Annotated in this window: 14 protein-coding genes; 9 read left to right on the top strand and 5 right to left on the bottom strand. The window is 62.4% G+C overall.

Going from position 1 to position 14,633, the window contains the following annotated elements:
* Window positions 1–19: 19 nt before the first annotated feature.
* On the bottom strand, window positions 20–772 hold the full coding sequence (locus RB216_RS20410) for a thioesterase II family protein (RefSeq protein ID WP_028617292.1): 753 nt from the start codon (window positions 770–772) through the stop codon (window positions 20–22).
* Window positions 773–1,074: 302 nt separating this feature from the next.
* On the opposite strand from RB216_RS20410, the gene RB216_RS20415 reads away from it, so the two are divergent.
* Window positions 1,075–1,626, top strand: a complete 552-nt coding sequence (locus RB216_RS20415; RefSeq protein ID WP_005789991.1) for an RNA polymerase factor sigma-70 — start codon at window positions 1,075–1,077, stop codon at window positions 1,624–1,626.
* 42 nt (window positions 1,627–1,668) lie between these two features.
* Here the strand turns inward: RB216_RS20415 and RB216_RS20420 are convergent, their stop codons facing one another.
* Window positions 1,669–2,457, bottom strand: coding sequence for a substrate-binding periplasmic protein (locus RB216_RS20420; protein ID WP_073860026.1), 789 nt, complete (start codon window positions 2,455–2,457; stop codon window positions 1,669–1,671).
* A 94-nt stretch (window positions 2,458–2,551) separates the two neighbouring features.
* A complete protein-coding gene (locus tag RB216_RS20425) occupies window positions 2,552–3,175 on the bottom strand; it encodes a TetR/AcrR family transcriptional regulator (RefSeq protein ID WP_028617294.1) in 624 nt (207 codons plus the stop codon).
* A 153-nt stretch (window positions 3,176–3,328) separates the two neighbouring features.
* On the opposite strand from RB216_RS20425, the gene RB216_RS20430 reads away from it, so the two are divergent.
* The 8 genes from RB216_RS20430 (at window position 3,329) to ppnP (ending at window position 12,643) form a co-directional block, all read left to right on the top strand.
* Window positions 3,329–5,107, top strand: a complete 1,779-nt coding sequence (locus RB216_RS20430; protein ID WP_308907807.1) for an acyclic terpene utilization AtuA family protein — start codon at window positions 3,329–3,331, stop codon at window positions 5,105–5,107.
* Window positions 5,108–5,120: 13 nt separating this feature from the next.
* On the top strand, window positions 5,121–5,993 hold the full coding sequence (locus RB216_RS20435; protein ID WP_028617296.1) for an SDR family oxidoreductase: 873 nt from the start codon (window positions 5,121–5,123) through the stop codon (window positions 5,991–5,993).
* Between the two features lie 3 nt (window positions 5,994–5,996).
* Window positions 5,997–7,613 (top strand): geranyl-CoA carboxylase subunit beta, encoded by a 1,617-nt coding sequence (gene atuC, locus RB216_RS20440; RefSeq protein ID WP_308907808.1) that lies wholly within the window; start codon window positions 5,997–5,999, stop codon window positions 7,611–7,613.
* Window positions 7,614–7,658: 45 nt separating this feature from the next.
* Window positions 7,659–8,816, top strand: coding sequence for a citronellyl-CoA dehydrogenase (gene atuD, locus RB216_RS20445; RefSeq protein WP_308907809.1), 1,158 nt, complete (start codon window positions 7,659–7,661; stop codon window positions 8,814–8,816).
* Window positions 8,813–9,574, top strand: coding sequence for an enoyl-CoA hydratase/isomerase family protein (locus tag RB216_RS20450; protein WP_308907810.1), 762 nt, complete (start codon window positions 8,813–8,815; stop codon window positions 9,572–9,574). The genes atuD and RB216_RS20450 overlap by 4 nt, the downstream gene beginning before the upstream one ends.
* 221 nt (window positions 9,575–9,795) lie before the next feature.
* On the top strand, window positions 9,796–11,679 hold the full coding sequence (locus RB216_RS20455; RefSeq protein WP_308907811.1) for an acetyl/propionyl/methylcrotonyl-CoA carboxylase subunit alpha: 1,884 nt from the start codon (window positions 9,796–9,798) through the stop codon (window positions 11,677–11,679).
* A 73-nt stretch (window positions 11,680–11,752) separates the two neighbouring features.
* Window positions 11,753–12,295, top strand: coding sequence for a 3'-5' exonuclease (locus tag RB216_RS20460; RefSeq protein WP_236318607.1), 543 nt, complete (start codon window positions 11,753–11,755; stop codon window positions 12,293–12,295).
* 63 nt (window positions 12,296–12,358) lie between these two features.
* Window positions 12,359–12,643 (top strand): pyrimidine/purine nucleoside phosphorylase, encoded by a 285-nt coding sequence (gene ppnP / locus RB216_RS20465; protein ID WP_010208796.1) that lies wholly within the window; start codon window positions 12,359–12,361, stop codon window positions 12,641–12,643.
* 66 nt (window positions 12,644–12,709) lie between these two features.
* Here ppnP and RB216_RS20470 read toward each other — a convergent pair whose 3' ends face one another.
* Window positions 12,710–13,516 carry an MOSC domain-containing protein gene (locus RB216_RS20470; protein WP_028617302.1) on the bottom strand — a complete coding sequence of 269 codons (807 nt, stop codon included), beginning with the start codon at window positions 13,514–13,516 and terminating at the stop codon, window positions 12,710–12,712.
* 39 nt (window positions 13,517–13,555) lie between these two features.
* Window positions 13,556–14,491 (bottom strand): chemotaxis protein CheV, encoded by a 936-nt coding sequence (locus RB216_RS20475; RefSeq protein ID WP_028617303.1) that lies wholly within the window; start codon window positions 14,489–14,491, stop codon window positions 13,556–13,558.
* Between the last annotated feature and the right edge of the window lie 142 nt (window positions 14,492–14,633).

The following is a 14,633-nucleotide window of genomic DNA, read 5'->3' on the forward strand; positions in this document are numbered from 1 at the left end:
CAAGAATTCGGGGGCTTGTTCAGCCGACGGCGAGTGACCGTGCCGCGCCATTGCGCCAGCGGGCCAGGTGTTCGTCGGCGTAGCGCCGCATGCAGCGCAGCACGGCGCTTTCGTGTTGCATGAGGAAGAAGTGGTGGCCGTCGAACATGTCCAGAGAAAAGCCGCTGGCGGCGTCGAGCTGCCAGTCGAGCAACTGGTCGGCGCGCACGCTGTCCTGCTTGCCGCCGAACACGTGGATCGGCATGCCCAGCGGTGCGCGCTCGCCGTAGGTGAAGCTGCCGCACAACAGGAAATCGGCGCGCAGGATCGGCAGCATCAACTGCATCAACTCGGGGTTGGCCAAGGCCTCTTCAGCGGTGCCCTGCAGTTCGCGCAGACGGGCGATCAGTTGTTCATCGGTCTTTTCGATGGCGTACTCGCTGACGTCGCGACGCGCCGGCCCGGCCGTTCCGGAAGCGAACAGGGCCAGCGGCGGCGGCACGTTGCGCGCACGCAACGCATGCGCCAATTCGAAGGCGAGCAGGCCGCCGAGGCTGTGACCGAACAAGGCATAGGGGCCGCTCAAGTCGTGGCTGATTTCGTCCGCGAGCTGGGCCGCCAAGGACTTGATATCGCGCTGCAAGGGCTCGTCCATGCGCACGCCACGCCCTGGCAATTCCAGCGGACACACCTGCAACCATTCAGGCAAGGCCCGGCGCCAGCGCGCGTAAACCATGGCGCTGGCGCCCGAATAGGGCAGGCAGAACAGGCGCAGTCGGGTCGGCGTACTCATCGAGTGACGACTCCAAACTGAAACACGCTGTATGCACGATAGAAACCCATTTCGCCCTCCTGCGGGTGCTGATCCTTGGCCGTATTGCTAACGGACCTGTCACCCAGAAGAACGGACGGCACCGGCAAATAATTAGTCGCCGGGTACGAGAGAGACGTGGTTCACACCTAACAAGAAAGCATAAGATTAGTTCGCCTTCTCATTTGACAATCATTATCATTCAGCATAATTTGTTGCCCGATGTGTAGGAGGCCTCAGCAAGGACGCCCTCCCCTAACCTCTTTTGCGACAAGGTGATTTCCATGACGGAACAAGTATCCACAGGCAGGTGCGACTCACCGCTTCTCCAGGCGTTCGTCGATAATCGGCTGATTCTGGTGAAGATCGCGGCACGCATTACCGGCTGCCGCTCCCGTGCCGAAGACGTAGTGCAGGACGCCTACTTCCGGCTGCAGTCGGCACCGACGATCACGTCATCGTTCAAGGCTCAATTGAGTTATCTGTTCCAGATCGTGCGCAACCTGGCCATCGATCACTACCGCAAGCAGGCCCTGGAGCTCAAATACTCCGGGACGGAAGAGGAAGGCTTGAATGTGGTTATTCACGGCGCTTCACCGGAAACCTCGCACATCAACTTCAACACCCTGGAAAACATCGCCGACGCCCTGACGGAGCTGCCGCAACGCACGCGCTACGCGTTCGAGATGTACCGTTTGCACGGCGTGCCGCAAAAGGACATCGCCAAGGAACTCGGCGTGTCGCCGACCCTGGTGAACTTCATGATCCGGGATGCGCTGGTGCACTGCCGCAAGGTGTCGGGGAGCCATAGCGATACGTTTGCGCGGCGGGTTTGACAGACCGCTGTAGGAAATGTGGGAGCAAGCCCGCTCCCACACTCAGGGCACCGCTGTCACATCGATACGATACGGCTCGAAAATCTTCAGCATCTCGCCATCATCGCGCAAACGCTTGAGCAGCGCGGCAAACGCTTCCCCCGTAATCGGCGCTTTCGGGCGCAACAAGGCGAAGTGGTGATAGACCTGGTCAATGCGTTCCGACACCAGGAACTGCCCGGCCATATCCGCGTTGCGCACCATGAAGTCACTCAAGTACGAACGCGTCACCAGGGCGATGTCGGCACGCCCGCGCGCGACCATCAACAGGTTGCTGTCATGGGAGTAGGTCAACGTGGCATTGAAGTGCTCGGCCATGTACTTGGGGTCGGGGTTGAAGTTGGCGAAGGCGTAGTGATAACCGCTGAATACCGCCAGGCGTTTGCCGTTCAAGTCAGCGAAGTAAGCCTGATCACGGCCGGGCTCACGCTGGGCGACGAAGATTTCGGCGTCTTCCAGGCCCATGTCGACTGTCGTGTGGGAAATCTTCTGCCAGCCCCAGGCGGGGTTTTCGAAGATCGCCATATCGACTCGGCCCTGCTCGAAATCGCGGAAGCGTCGAGGGATAGAGGTGGGCACCAACACAAATTGGTAGTCGGTCTGCGAGGCGTTCAGGGCCTCGACCAGTTGTGGCAGCAACCCGGTGTCTGCGCCCTGCTCCGGGCGCACGGTGTAGGGTGGAAAGTGCGCCGCACCGATGCGCACCAACTGCGCAGCCGAGGCTGGCATCCACCACGCGGTGCCCAGTGCCCAAAAGGTAAGTCCTGCAGCCAGCCGCCATGGCGAAAACATCAAGGCACACACCGTTCAAAAACACTAATGGCAATAAGCTAGGCGTTTTTGTCTGGCGAGACAACTTTCTACCGGCAAATTAATAGCTTGCACTTCAATCGGTCTTCAAAACCATCAACAAGGCTTCTTCAGCCAGCTGTTCGAGGGTCATGCTGCCTTCTGCGCGGAACCAGGTGGTCGTCCACGACAACGCCCCGGTCAGAAAACGTCGGGTGATAAATACATCGCCCTTGATGTAACCGGCGTCCTTGGCCTCGCCCAGCACCTGCAGCCACAGCGCCTCATACACGTCACGCAGGGCCAGCACCTGGGCCTGGCCGTCGGCCGACAACGAGCGCCATTCGTACACCAGCACCGCCATCGCCTCGCCGCTGCCGCCCATGATCGACTGCAATTCGCAGCGGATCAGCGCCAGCACCCGCTCGCGTACGTTGGTGGTTTCCTCAAGGGACGCGCGCATCATCGCGGTGTTGTAGTGGATGGTTTCTTCCATCACTGCACGCAGGATCTCGTCCTTGCTCTTGAAGTGGTGAAAGATACTGCCGGACTGAATGCCCACAGCACTGGCCAGGTCACGCACGGTCGTGCGCTCGAAGCCTTTGTTGCGAAACAAGTGGGCCGCCGTCTGCAGCAGCTTGCCCCGGGCGCTGTCGGGGTCGGTCAATTGGCCGCCGTCGACCATGGTGCGCATCACCCGCTGGGCTTTATGCTCATCCATGCCTCTCTCCTCTACTTCCACGGACGTCTTGGCCGGCAATTTAGGCCGTGGCGGCCACCCAAGCAAGCGCTTGGCTAAAACTTGTGACTGGAGTTTACAAACCAAGCGCTTGCTTGGTAGTCTCGCCCACAGCCATTCGAGGAAGGATTTCTCATGAGCAAGACGGTTCGTATCGGCTGTGCCAGCGCCTTCTGGGGCGACACCTGCACCGCCGCCGCCCAGCTAGTGAACGGCGGCACGCTGGATTACCTGGTGTTCGACTACTTGGCGGAAGTCACGATGTCGATCCTCGCTGGCGCGCGCATGAAGGATCCCCAAGCGGGCTACGCCACGGATTTTGTCGACGTGCTCACGCCGTTGCTGGCGGATATCCAACGCCAGGGCATTCGCGTGATCAGCAATGCTGGCGGCATCCATCCACAAGCCTGTGCCGCCGCCCTGCAAGCGGCGTGCGACAAAGCCGGTGTCGAACTCAAAATCGCCGTGCTGTTGGGCGATGACCTGCTTCCCCAGCTCAAGCCACTGCACGGCATTACGGACATGTTCAACGGCACACCCTTGCCGCCCGCGTGCGTGTCCGCCAATGCTTACCTCGGCGCACCGGGCATCACCCAAGCACTGGCCCTGGGCGCGGATATCGTCATCACCGGCCGCGTGGTCGACAGCGCCGTGGTCAGCGCGGCGCTGGTGCATGAGTTCGACTGGTCCTGGCAGGACTACGACCGCCTCGCCCAGGCCGCATTGGCCGGGCATATCATCGAATGCGGCGCGCAGTGCACCGGTGGTAATTTCACCGATTGGCGCGACGTGCCGGACTACGCACACATCGGTTTTCCCATCGTTGAAGTCAGCGCCGACGGCCAATTCACCGTCAGTAAGGTCGACGGCACCGGCGGGTTGATCAGCGAACTCAGCGTCGCCGAACAGTTGCTATATGAAATCGGCGACCCGCGCGCCTATCTGCTGCCGGATGTGATCTGCGACTTCAGCCAGGTCAAATTGCAGCAGCAGGGCAAAAACTGCGTGCGCCTGCACGGCGCCAAGGGGTTGCCGCCCACCGATCAGTACAAGGTCAGCGCGACCTACCCGGACGGTTTCCGCTGCACCGCCAGTTGCCTGATCGCCGGAATCGAGGCGGTGGCCAAGGCCGAGCGGGTCAGCCAGGCAATCATCGACAAGACCTCGGAGCTGTTCAGCCAACGCGGCTGGGCGCCGTACACCGAGGTGAATATCGAACTGCTCGGCAGTGAAGCGACCTATGGCACTCACGCAAGGCGCCAGGACTGCCGTGAAGTGGTGGTGAAACTGGCGGTGCGTCACCCGAATAAACAGGCGCTGGTGCTGTTCGCCCGTGAGATTGCCCAAGCTGCCACTGGCATGGCGCCGGGCCTGACCGGCATAGTCGGCGGACGACCGACCGTGTACCCGTTGATCCGGCTGTTTTCATTCCTGATCGATAAATCCGCCTGCGAGCTGCTGATCGACTTTCAAGGGGAACGCCACGCCTGCACCCTGCCGGTTGCCGACGCCCCCGCCCTGCCCGAAGCACCGATTGACCCGCCCAAGCCACAAGGCCGCGCCGACGCCAGCGTACCGCTGGTGAAACTGGCCGTGGCGCGCTCCGGCGACAAGGGCAACCACAGCAATATCGGCGTGATCGCCCGCGATCCCGAGTACTTGCCGTGGATCGCCGAAGCGCTGACCCCGGAAGTGATCGTCGACTGGATGGGCCACGTGTTGGACCCCGTGCACGGTCGCGTCGAGCGCTGGTATTTGCCCGGCAGCCACAGCCTCAACTTCCTGCTGGAAAACGCCCTGGGCGGCGGCGGTATCGCCAGCCTGCGCATCGACCCGCAGGGCAAGGCCTTCGCCCAGCAACTGCTGGAAATCCCTATCGCCGTGCCGCAACAGATCGCAGATTTTCTCAAATGACAGGAGCGTTGCCGTGGCCTTCGACTCGATCTTCAAAGCCGACCTGTTCCAGGGTCACACCGTGATTGTTACCGGCGGCGGCAGTGGCATTGGCCGCTGTACCGCCCATGAACTGGCGGCCCTGGGTGCCCAGGTGATCCTGGTGGGGCGCAAGCCGGAAAAGTTGGAGAGGGTCGCGGCGGAAATTGCCGAAGATGGCGGCGTTGCGCAGTGGGGCGCTTGCGATATTCGCGACGAAATCAGCGTCACCACACTGGTCAGCCACCTCATTCAACAGTACGGCCCGATCCACGGCCTGGTTAACAACGCCGGAGGGCAATACCCGTCACCGCTGGCTTCAATCAACCAGAAAGGCTTTGAAACCGTAGTCCGCACCAACCTCGTCGGCGGCTTCCTGATGGCCCGCGAAGTGTTCAACCAATCCATGAGCAAACACGGCGGCGCCATCGTCAACATGCTCGCGGACATGTGGGGTGGCATGCCCGGCATGGGTCACTCGGGTGCCGCGCGCGCCGGCATGGACAACTTCACCAAGACCGCCGCCTTCGAATGGGGCTACGCCGGGGTAAGGGTCAACGCCGTTGCGCCGGGCTGGATCGCCTCCAGCGGCATGGACACCTATGAAGGCGCGTTCAAGGCGGTGATCCCGACGTTGCGCGAACACGTGCCGCTCAAGCGTATCGGCACCGAATCGGAAGTCAGCGCGGCCATCGTGTTCCTGCTCAGCCCCGCCGCCGCGTTTATCAGCGGCAGCACCTTGCGCATCGACGGCGCGGCCAGCCTGGGCAGCCGCGCCTGGCCGTTGCACAAGGCGCAGGCACCCAACGAGCCCTTCAATGGCTTTCATCGTGCCTACCTGCCGGATGTGCTCAAGGCGGAGAAATAAACCATGCCGGTGATTGAATCCCTGATCGACGCCCACAGCGCCCAGTTCGCGCAAAACCGCGCGGCCATGCTCGCGACCATCGCCCAACTTCATCAGTTGGAATCCAACCTGCTCGCCAAGGCTCAGGAAGCCAAGCCCAAGTTCGACAAACGCGGCCAACTACTACCCCGCGAGCGCCTCAACCTGCTGCTGGACCCCGGTGCGCCGTTCCTGGAACTGGCCAGCCTGGCCGGCTACAAGCTGCACGATGACAAGGACGGCAGCGCCGCCGGCGGTGGGTTGATCGCCGGCATCGGCTACGTCAGCGGCGTGCGCATGCTGGTGGTGGCCAATAACAGCGCGATCAAGGGCGGCACCATTTCCCCCACCGGCCTGAAGAAGTCCCTGCGCCTGCAACAGATCGCCATGGAGAACAAACTGCCGGTGGTGACCCTGGCCGAAAGCGGCGGCGCCAACCTCAACTACGCCGCAGAGATTTTCGTGGAGGGCGCGCGCAGCTTTGCCAACCAGGCACGCATGTCGGCCATGGGCTTGCCGCAGATCACTGTGGTACACGGCTCGGCCACGGCCGGCGGCGCCTATCAGCCTGGGCTGTCGGATTACGTGGTGGTTGTGCGCGGGCGGGCCAAGCTGTTCCTCGCCGGACCGCCGCTGCTCAAAGCCGCAACGGGTGAAGTAGCGACGGATGAAGAACTCGGGGGCGCCGAGATGCACGCGCAAATCGCCGGCACCGCCGAATACCTGGCGGAAAACGACGCTGATGGCGTGCGGATCGCGCGGGAGATCGTCGGCCTGTTGCCCTGGAATGATCGCCTGCCCGCAGTGCCCAAACGTCCCTATAAGGAACCGCTGTACCCCATTGAAGAACTGCTGGGCCTGATCCCCGACGACCCGAAAAAACCCTACGACGTCCGCGAAATCCTCGCGCGCCTGGCCGACGGCTCGCACTTCCTCGAATTCAAAGTCGAGTTCGATGCTCACACCGTCTGCGGCCACCTGCACATCCAGGGCCGCGCCGTCGGTGTGATCGGCAACAACGGCCCGATCACACCCAAGGGCGCGAGCAAGGCCGCGCAATTTATCCAGCTGTGCGACCAGAGCCGCACGCCGTTGCTGTTCCTGCACAACACCACCGGTTTCATGGTCGGCACCGAGTCGGAGCAGCAAGGGGTGATCAAGCACGGCGCGAAGATGATCCAGGCTGTGGCCAATGCACGGGTGCCTAAACTGACGATAGTGGTGGGCGGTTCTTATGGCGCCGGCAACTATGCGATGTGCGGCCGTGGGCTCGACCCGCGCTTCATTTTCGCCTGGCCCAACAGCCGCACGGCGGTGATGGGCGGCGCGCAGGCGGGCAAGGTGCTGCGCATTGTCACCGAGGCCAAGCAATTGAAAGAGGGCCTGGTGCCGGACCCCAAGGTGCTGGACATGCTGGAACAGATCACCGCGCAGAAGCTCGACAGCCAGTCCACTGCGCTCTACGGCAGCGCGAACCTATGGGATGACGGACTGATTGATCCACGGGATACGCGAACCTTGCTGGGCTTTCTGCTGGATATCTGCCATGAGGCCGAGGTGCGTGAGTTGCAAGCCAATACCTTCGGTGTAGCACGCCTCTAAATTTCGCCCGAGACGCTCCGCGTCGCGATAAGGAGAACAATAAAAATGATCTTTACCCAGGAACACCAGGAATTGCGCCGCAGCGTCCGCGCCTTCGTCGACCGCGAGATCAACCCCCATGTGGACGAATGGGAAAAGGCCGGGCGCTTTCCCATCCACGAGATCTTCCGTAAGGCCGGCGACCTCGGCCTGCTGGGCATTTCCAAGCCGGAGCAATTCGGTGGAATGGGCCTGGACTACAGCTACTCCATCGTCGCCGCCGAAGAGTTCGGCACCATCCGCTGTGGCGGCATCCCCATGTCCATCGGCGTGCAGACCGACATGTGCACCCCCGCCCTCGCCCGCTTCGGCAGCGATGAACTGCGCGACGAATTCCTGCGCCCGGCGATCAGCGGCGAGCAGGTCGGCTGCATTGGCGTCTCGGAAACCGGCGCCGGCTCCGACGTGGCCGGGCTCAAGACCCACGCGCGCAAAGACGGTGACGACTACGTGATCAACGGCAGCAAAATGTGGATCACCAACTCGCCCAGCGCCGACTTCATCTGCCTGCTGGCCAACACCTCCGACGACAAACCGCACATCAACAAATCGCTGATCATGGTGCCGATGAACACCCCCGGCATCAGCGTCAGCCCGCCCCTGGAAAAGCTCGGCATGCACAGCTCCGAGACTGCCCAGGTGTTCTTCGACGGCGTGCGCGTGCCCCAACGTAACCGCATCGGCCACGAAGGCGCGGGGTTCATGATGCAGATGCTGCAGTTCCAAGAAGAACGCCTGTTTGGCGCGGCCAACATGATCAAGGGCCTGGAGCACTGTATCGACAGCACCATCGAATACTGCAAAGAGCGCCAGACCTTCGGCAAGGCGCTGATCGACAACCAGGTGATCCACTTTCGCCTGGCCGAACTCGCCACCGAAATCGAATGCCTGCGCGCGTTGGTCTACCAGGCCACCGAGCAATACATCAAAGGCCAGGACGTGACCCGCCTGGCCTCCATGGCCAAGCTCAAGGCCGGGCGCCTGGGCCGCGAAGTCAGCGACAGTTGCCTGCAATACTGGGGCGGCATGGGCTTCATGTGGGACAACCCCGTGGCCCGCGCCTATCGCGATGTGCGCCTGGTGTCGATCGGCGGCGGCGCCGACGAAATCATGCTGGGCATCATCTGCAAACTGATGGGCACCTTGCCGGGGAAAAAATCATGAACACCCTGCTGCTCGAACCGCACAACGGTGTGCTGCACATCACCCTAAACCGCCCGGAATGCCGCAATGCGATGAGCCTGGAAATGGTCAATGAACTGCGCAGCGTGCTGGCGCGGCTGGACAGCCAGACGCGGGCCGTGGTGATCAGCGGCGCGGGCGGGCACTTTTGCGCCGGGGCGGACGTGAAAGACCTGGTCACGGCGGGCAATCAACTCCAGGCGCTGAACCGGGCGTTTGGCACCTTGCTGCAGGCAGTGGAAGCCGTGCCGCAAGTGGTGATCGTGGTGCTGCAAGGCGCGGTGCTGGGCGGCGGTTTTGGCCTGGCGTGCGTGAGCGATATCGCCATCGCCGATCACCAAGCGCAATTCGGCCTGCCGGAAACCAGCCTGGGCTTGTTGCCGGCGCAGATTGCCCCGTTTGTGGTCAAGCGAATTGGCCTGACCCAGGCACGCCGCTTGGCACTGACCGCCGCGCGCTTTGATGGCGTAGAGGCCGAGCGACTGGGGGTCGTGCACTTTACCGAGCGCGATCCGCAGGCGCTGGCAGAACGATTGGATGCAGTGTTGAGCCAGGTACTGAAGTGTGCGCCAGGCGCCAATGCACGGACCAAAGCGCTGCTGCTCGCGAGTGTGGATGAACCGCTTGAGGCAGTACTGGATCGAGGAGCGCAGTGGTTTGCCGAGGCCGTGAGGAGTGAGGAAGGGATTGAGGGGACGCAGGCGTTTGTGCAGAAGCGGAAACCGAAGTGGTGCAGATGACGCCTTCGCGGGCAAGCCCGCTCCCACATTTGGACCGAGTACGGCACGTACAAACCGGTCGGCTCTAAGGCCGCCGCGCTTTTGATTTTGATTTTGATCTTGGGCGCCCCGTCAAACACGCTGGCCGAACGCAGGCTTGAATCCGTGGGTAACCCGCTGTAAGAGCGGAACCGCCAGCAGCCGTTACCGCAGAAATGGATATGTACCCGAGGACCGCAGCAATGCCGCAGCTAACAAAAATCCTGATCGCCAACCGCGGCGAAATCGCCTGTCGCCTCCAGCGCACCGCCCAGGCCTTGGGCTATCGCACCGTGGCCATCTACAGCGACGCCGACGCCCAAGCTCTGCATGTGCAGATGGCTGACGAAGCCGTGCACATCGGTCCGGCCCCTGTCCAACAGTCCTATCTCAATATCGCAGCGATTCTGGAGGCAGCGCGCAAAACAGGCGCCGACGCCATCCACCCCGGCTACGGCTTCCTCTCCGAAAACCCCGACTTCGCCCGCGCCTGCCAACACGCCGGCCTCACCTTCATCGGCCCCAGCGTTGAAGCCATCGAACTGATGGGCAGCAAACGCCTGTCCAAACTCGCCATGCTCGAAGCCGGCGTCCCCTGCATCGCCGGCTACCAAGGCAGCGCCCAGGACGACACCACCCTGCAACAGGAAGCCGACCGCATCGGCTACCCCCTGATGATCAAGGCCAGCGCCGGCGGCGGCGGTCGCGGCATGCGCCTCGTACACCAATCGAAAGACCTGCTGGACAACCTGCACACCGCCCGCTCGGAAGCCAAAAACGCCTTCGGCAGCGACGAACTGATCCTCGAACACGCTCTGATCGACCCGCGCCACGTCGAAATCCAGCTGTTCGGCGACAGCCACGGCCACCTCATTTACCTCGGTGAGCGCGACTGCTCGATCCAGCGCCGCCACCAGAAAGTCATCGAAGAAGCCCCCTGCCCTGTCATGACGCCCGAGCTGCGCCAAGCCATGGGCGAAGCTGCTTTGAAGGCCGGACGTGCGGTGAACTACGTCGGCGCCGGCACCGTGGAGTTCCTGCTCGACCGCCACGGTCGGTTCTACTTCCTGGAAATGAACACGCGCCTGCAAGTGGAACACCCGGTGACCGAACTGATCACCGGCCTCGACCTGGTGGACTGGCAACTGCAGATCGCCGCCGGCCAACCGCTGCCGTTGACGCAGGCCGACGTCACCCTCAGCGGCCACGCCATGGAAGTGCGCTTGTACGCGGAAGACCCGACCCAAGGCTTCCTGCCGCAAACCGGCGATGTGTTGCGCTGGGACCCAGCCACTGGCGTGCGTATCGACCATGGCGTGATGGAAGGCCAACGCATCAGCCCGTTCTACGACCCGATGCTGGGCAAGATCATCGCCCATGGCGCCACCCGCGAAGAGGCGCGACGCAAATTGCTCCGGGCAGTGGAAGACACGGTGCTGCTGGGGGTCGCGACCAACCAGCTGCTGCTGGTGGATTTGCTCAAGCATCCGGACTTTGTCGGCGGCGATTTCAGTACCGGGTTTATCGCTGAGCACTTCCGCGAAATCCCGCCCCTGAAGCCATCAACAGAACAGCTGGCCCTGGCCGCCGCGCTGTTTTACCAGCACAGTGCCAACCAGCACCCCCAAGGCCTGGCGGGATGGCGCAACAACGCCAGCGCGCCTTGCACCTATCGCCTGGAGGTCAACGGGAACATCCATACCGTCAGTGCTGAGCCACTGCAACTCACTACCGACGATCGCCACGTCACCCTGGTATTCAACGGCATCCGGCGCCGCATGGCCTATCACCTCGACGCCAATCAGTTGTGGCTGCCCGGCCTCAAGGTGATCAACCGCACCCAGCAAGTCGCCAGCCGCCAGGCCGACGCCAGCAGCGGCACGGTCAAGGCGCCGATGGACGGTGCAATCGTCGATGTGCGGGTCAGCGTCGGCGACAGCGTGACCAAAGGCCAATTGCTGCTGGTACTCGAAGCCATGAAAATGGAGCATCCGCTGACGGCCGGTATCGACGGCGTGATCAAGGGCGTGCAAGTGATTGCCGGTGATCAGGTGCGCAATCGTCAGGTTCTGCTGGAGATCGTCTAGCCCCTAGGCGGAACTACAGGGCCGGGCTACGCTCTATCCCCAACAGAAAGGGAAGAGTACGGGAACCTGCACGATGCCTCATTGGCTGATTATTGACCTTGAAGCCACAACGGATGAAGGCGGCTGGCCCGTGACGGAGATGGAAGTCATCGAGATCGGCGCGAGCCTGGTCAACCGTCAGGGCCGCGAGCTGGACCACTTCCAGCGCTTTGTGCGGCCGCTGCGCCGGCCATTGCTGACGCCCTTTTGCCGCCAACTGACCCACATCACCCAGGCCAATATCGATAACGCGGCGCCGATTACCGAGGTGTGGCCGCTGTTCGAGCGCTGGCTGGGCCAGCATCAGCCGCGCCTGGAAGGCTGGGCCAGCTGGGGCGATTACGATCGCAAGCAACTGGAACTGGAATGGCAACGCCATGGCCTGGCCAGCGCACTCGCCACCACGCCCCATGTGAACCTCAAGCAACGCTTCGCCAAGGCCCGCCGCCTGGACAAGCCCCTGGGGCTCAATGGCGCCCTGCAATTGGCGGGGATGCAGTTTCATGGCCAGCAACATCGGGCGCTGGAGGATGCACGCAATACGGCGCGCCTGCTGCCGCTGATTTTGCCGGTCTAGGCAGCTCCTCTGCCCTTGGGCATACTGGCCGACCTTTCCAGACCCTTTTCCGAGGAATCGCCCATGTTTAAAGTCAACGAGTACTTCGACGGCACCGTCAAGTCGATCGCTTTCGGCACCGCAGAAGGTCCGGCGACCATCGGCGTCATGGCCCCCGGCGAATACGAATTCGGCACCGCCCAACGTGAAATCATGCACGTGGTGTCCGGCGCGCTGACCGTCAAACTGCCGGATGCCAGCGAGTGGGAAACCTTCGCCGCTGGCAGCCAGTTCAACGTGCCGGCCAACAGCAAGTTCCAGCTGAAAGTCGCCGTGGACACTGCTTACCTGTGCGAATACCGCGGCTAAGGCTTTCCCGGAAGCAAAAAAATGCCCGTCTCACAAGCGACGGGCATTTTTTATGCGTGAGGAAAACTACTCCAGGATCGTCACCGGCATCCCGACTTCCAACCGCCCAATGCCATCGTTGACCAGGTTCTGGCCGAAAATCGCACCGTCTTCGGTCTTGCGGTAAGCCTCCAGCGTGGCGAAGGGTTCGCGGTCGGCGCTGCGCTCGCCGGTTTGCGGGTCGATGGTGGTGAGGATGCAGCGCGAGCACGGCTTGACCGCACGGAACTCCACGTCGCCGATGCGCAGGCGTTTCCAGCCGTCTTCGGCGAAGGCTGCGCTGCCCTCGATGACGAGGTTGGGACGAAAGCGCAGCATGTCCATGGGGCGGCCGATGCGTTGGGAAAGATCGTCCAGCGACGCCTGGCCGATCACCAGCAGCGGATAACCGTCGGCAAACGCGACCTGATCGTCGTCCTTGCCGTAACCGGCCTGGGTGGTGCGGGCGCGTTCAACGGGGATTTGCACCAGGCGCGTCGGTTTGCCGATGAAGTCGCTGACCCAAGCGGCCGCCGCGTCGCCCGCGTCCGGTACGCGCAGAGTGTCACGCCAGATCGTCACACCCCGCAATTCGGCGTCGCTACCCGGCAGCGCCACGTCCAGCGCGGCGTAGCCCGGAGAACTCAATGTGAGGCCGCCGCTGCTGTTCCACAGCGCCGACAACTGACTCATCTTGGCCACGGCACGCTGCGTGAGGAAACGCCCGCTGGCTTCATCCACCAGCATCCAGCGTCGGTCCCCGTCCACCCCGAGCTTATCCAGGCCGACCTGCTGCAGGATTTCGGCCTTGCCGGACTTCAAGGGGTAACGGTACAACGCACTGAGACGAAGCATGGGCCTGCATTCCTGAGGGGCAAAGCCGTCACCCTAAGGTCAAGCGGGCGCTTCGTCCAGCATCAGACGCTGACGCACCACATCGACCAGCTTGTCGGGCTGGAATTTGGACAGGAAGTTGTCACAGCCGACCTTCTTCACCATCGAGTCGTTGAAGCTGCCGGACAACGAGGTGTGCAGCACTACATACAGGCCACGCAGGCGCGGGTCGTTGCGGATTTCGGTGGTGAGGCGGTAACCGTCCATCTCGGGCATTTCGGCGTCGGTGAAGATCATCAGCAGCTTATCGGTCATTACATGGCCGGCGTCAGCCCAGGCCTTGAGCATGTTCAGCGCCTTGAGGCCGTCACTGGCGATGTGCATCTTCACGCCCAGTTGGCCGAGGGTGTCGCGCAGTTGCGAGAGGGCCACATTGGAGTCGTCCACCAGCAGCACCTCACGGCCACGGGCGCGCTCCAGCACCGGGTCTTCGAGTTTTTCACGGGAGACCTTGGCGTTATACGGGACGATCTCGGCCAGGACTTTTTCCACGTCGATGATTTCCACCAACTGGTCGTCGACCTTGCTGATGGCCGTGAGGTAATGCTGGCGGCCGGCGCTGGTCGGCGGCGGCAGGATAGCTTCCCAGTTCATGTTGACGATGCGGTCCACACCGCCCACCAGGAACGCCTGCACCGAGCGGTTGTACTCGGTGACGATAATGGTGCTGTTAGGGCCCGGCACCAACGGGCGCATGCCGATGGCCTGCGACAGGTCGATCACCGGCAGAGTCTGGCCCCGCAGGTTGACCACGCCGCAGACGAAAGGATGGCGCTGCGGCATCAAGGTCAGCTTGGGCAGTTGCAGGACTTCCTGCACCTTGAACACGTTGATCGCGAACAGCTGACGCCCGAACAGGCGGAACATGAGGATCTCCAGGCGATTCTCACCCACCAGCTGCGTGCGTTGATCTACCGTGTCGAGAATGCCAGCCATTAAAAGCTCCTGATGCGCAAAGGGATTGTGCTGCTCACTTAAGGCTTGTTATCGGCGGCAAGCGCCAGACCTTGACCCTTGTAAAATGCCACGTAAATTCATTGATGTCACACTGACATCATGGTTTACTGCGCTGGCCTCT

The sequence above is a fragment of the Pseudomonas canadensis genome (assembly GCF_030980095.1).
Classification (GTDB): domain Bacteria; phylum Pseudomonadota; class Gammaproteobacteria; order Pseudomonadales; family Pseudomonadaceae; genus Aquipseudomonas; species Aquipseudomonas canadensis.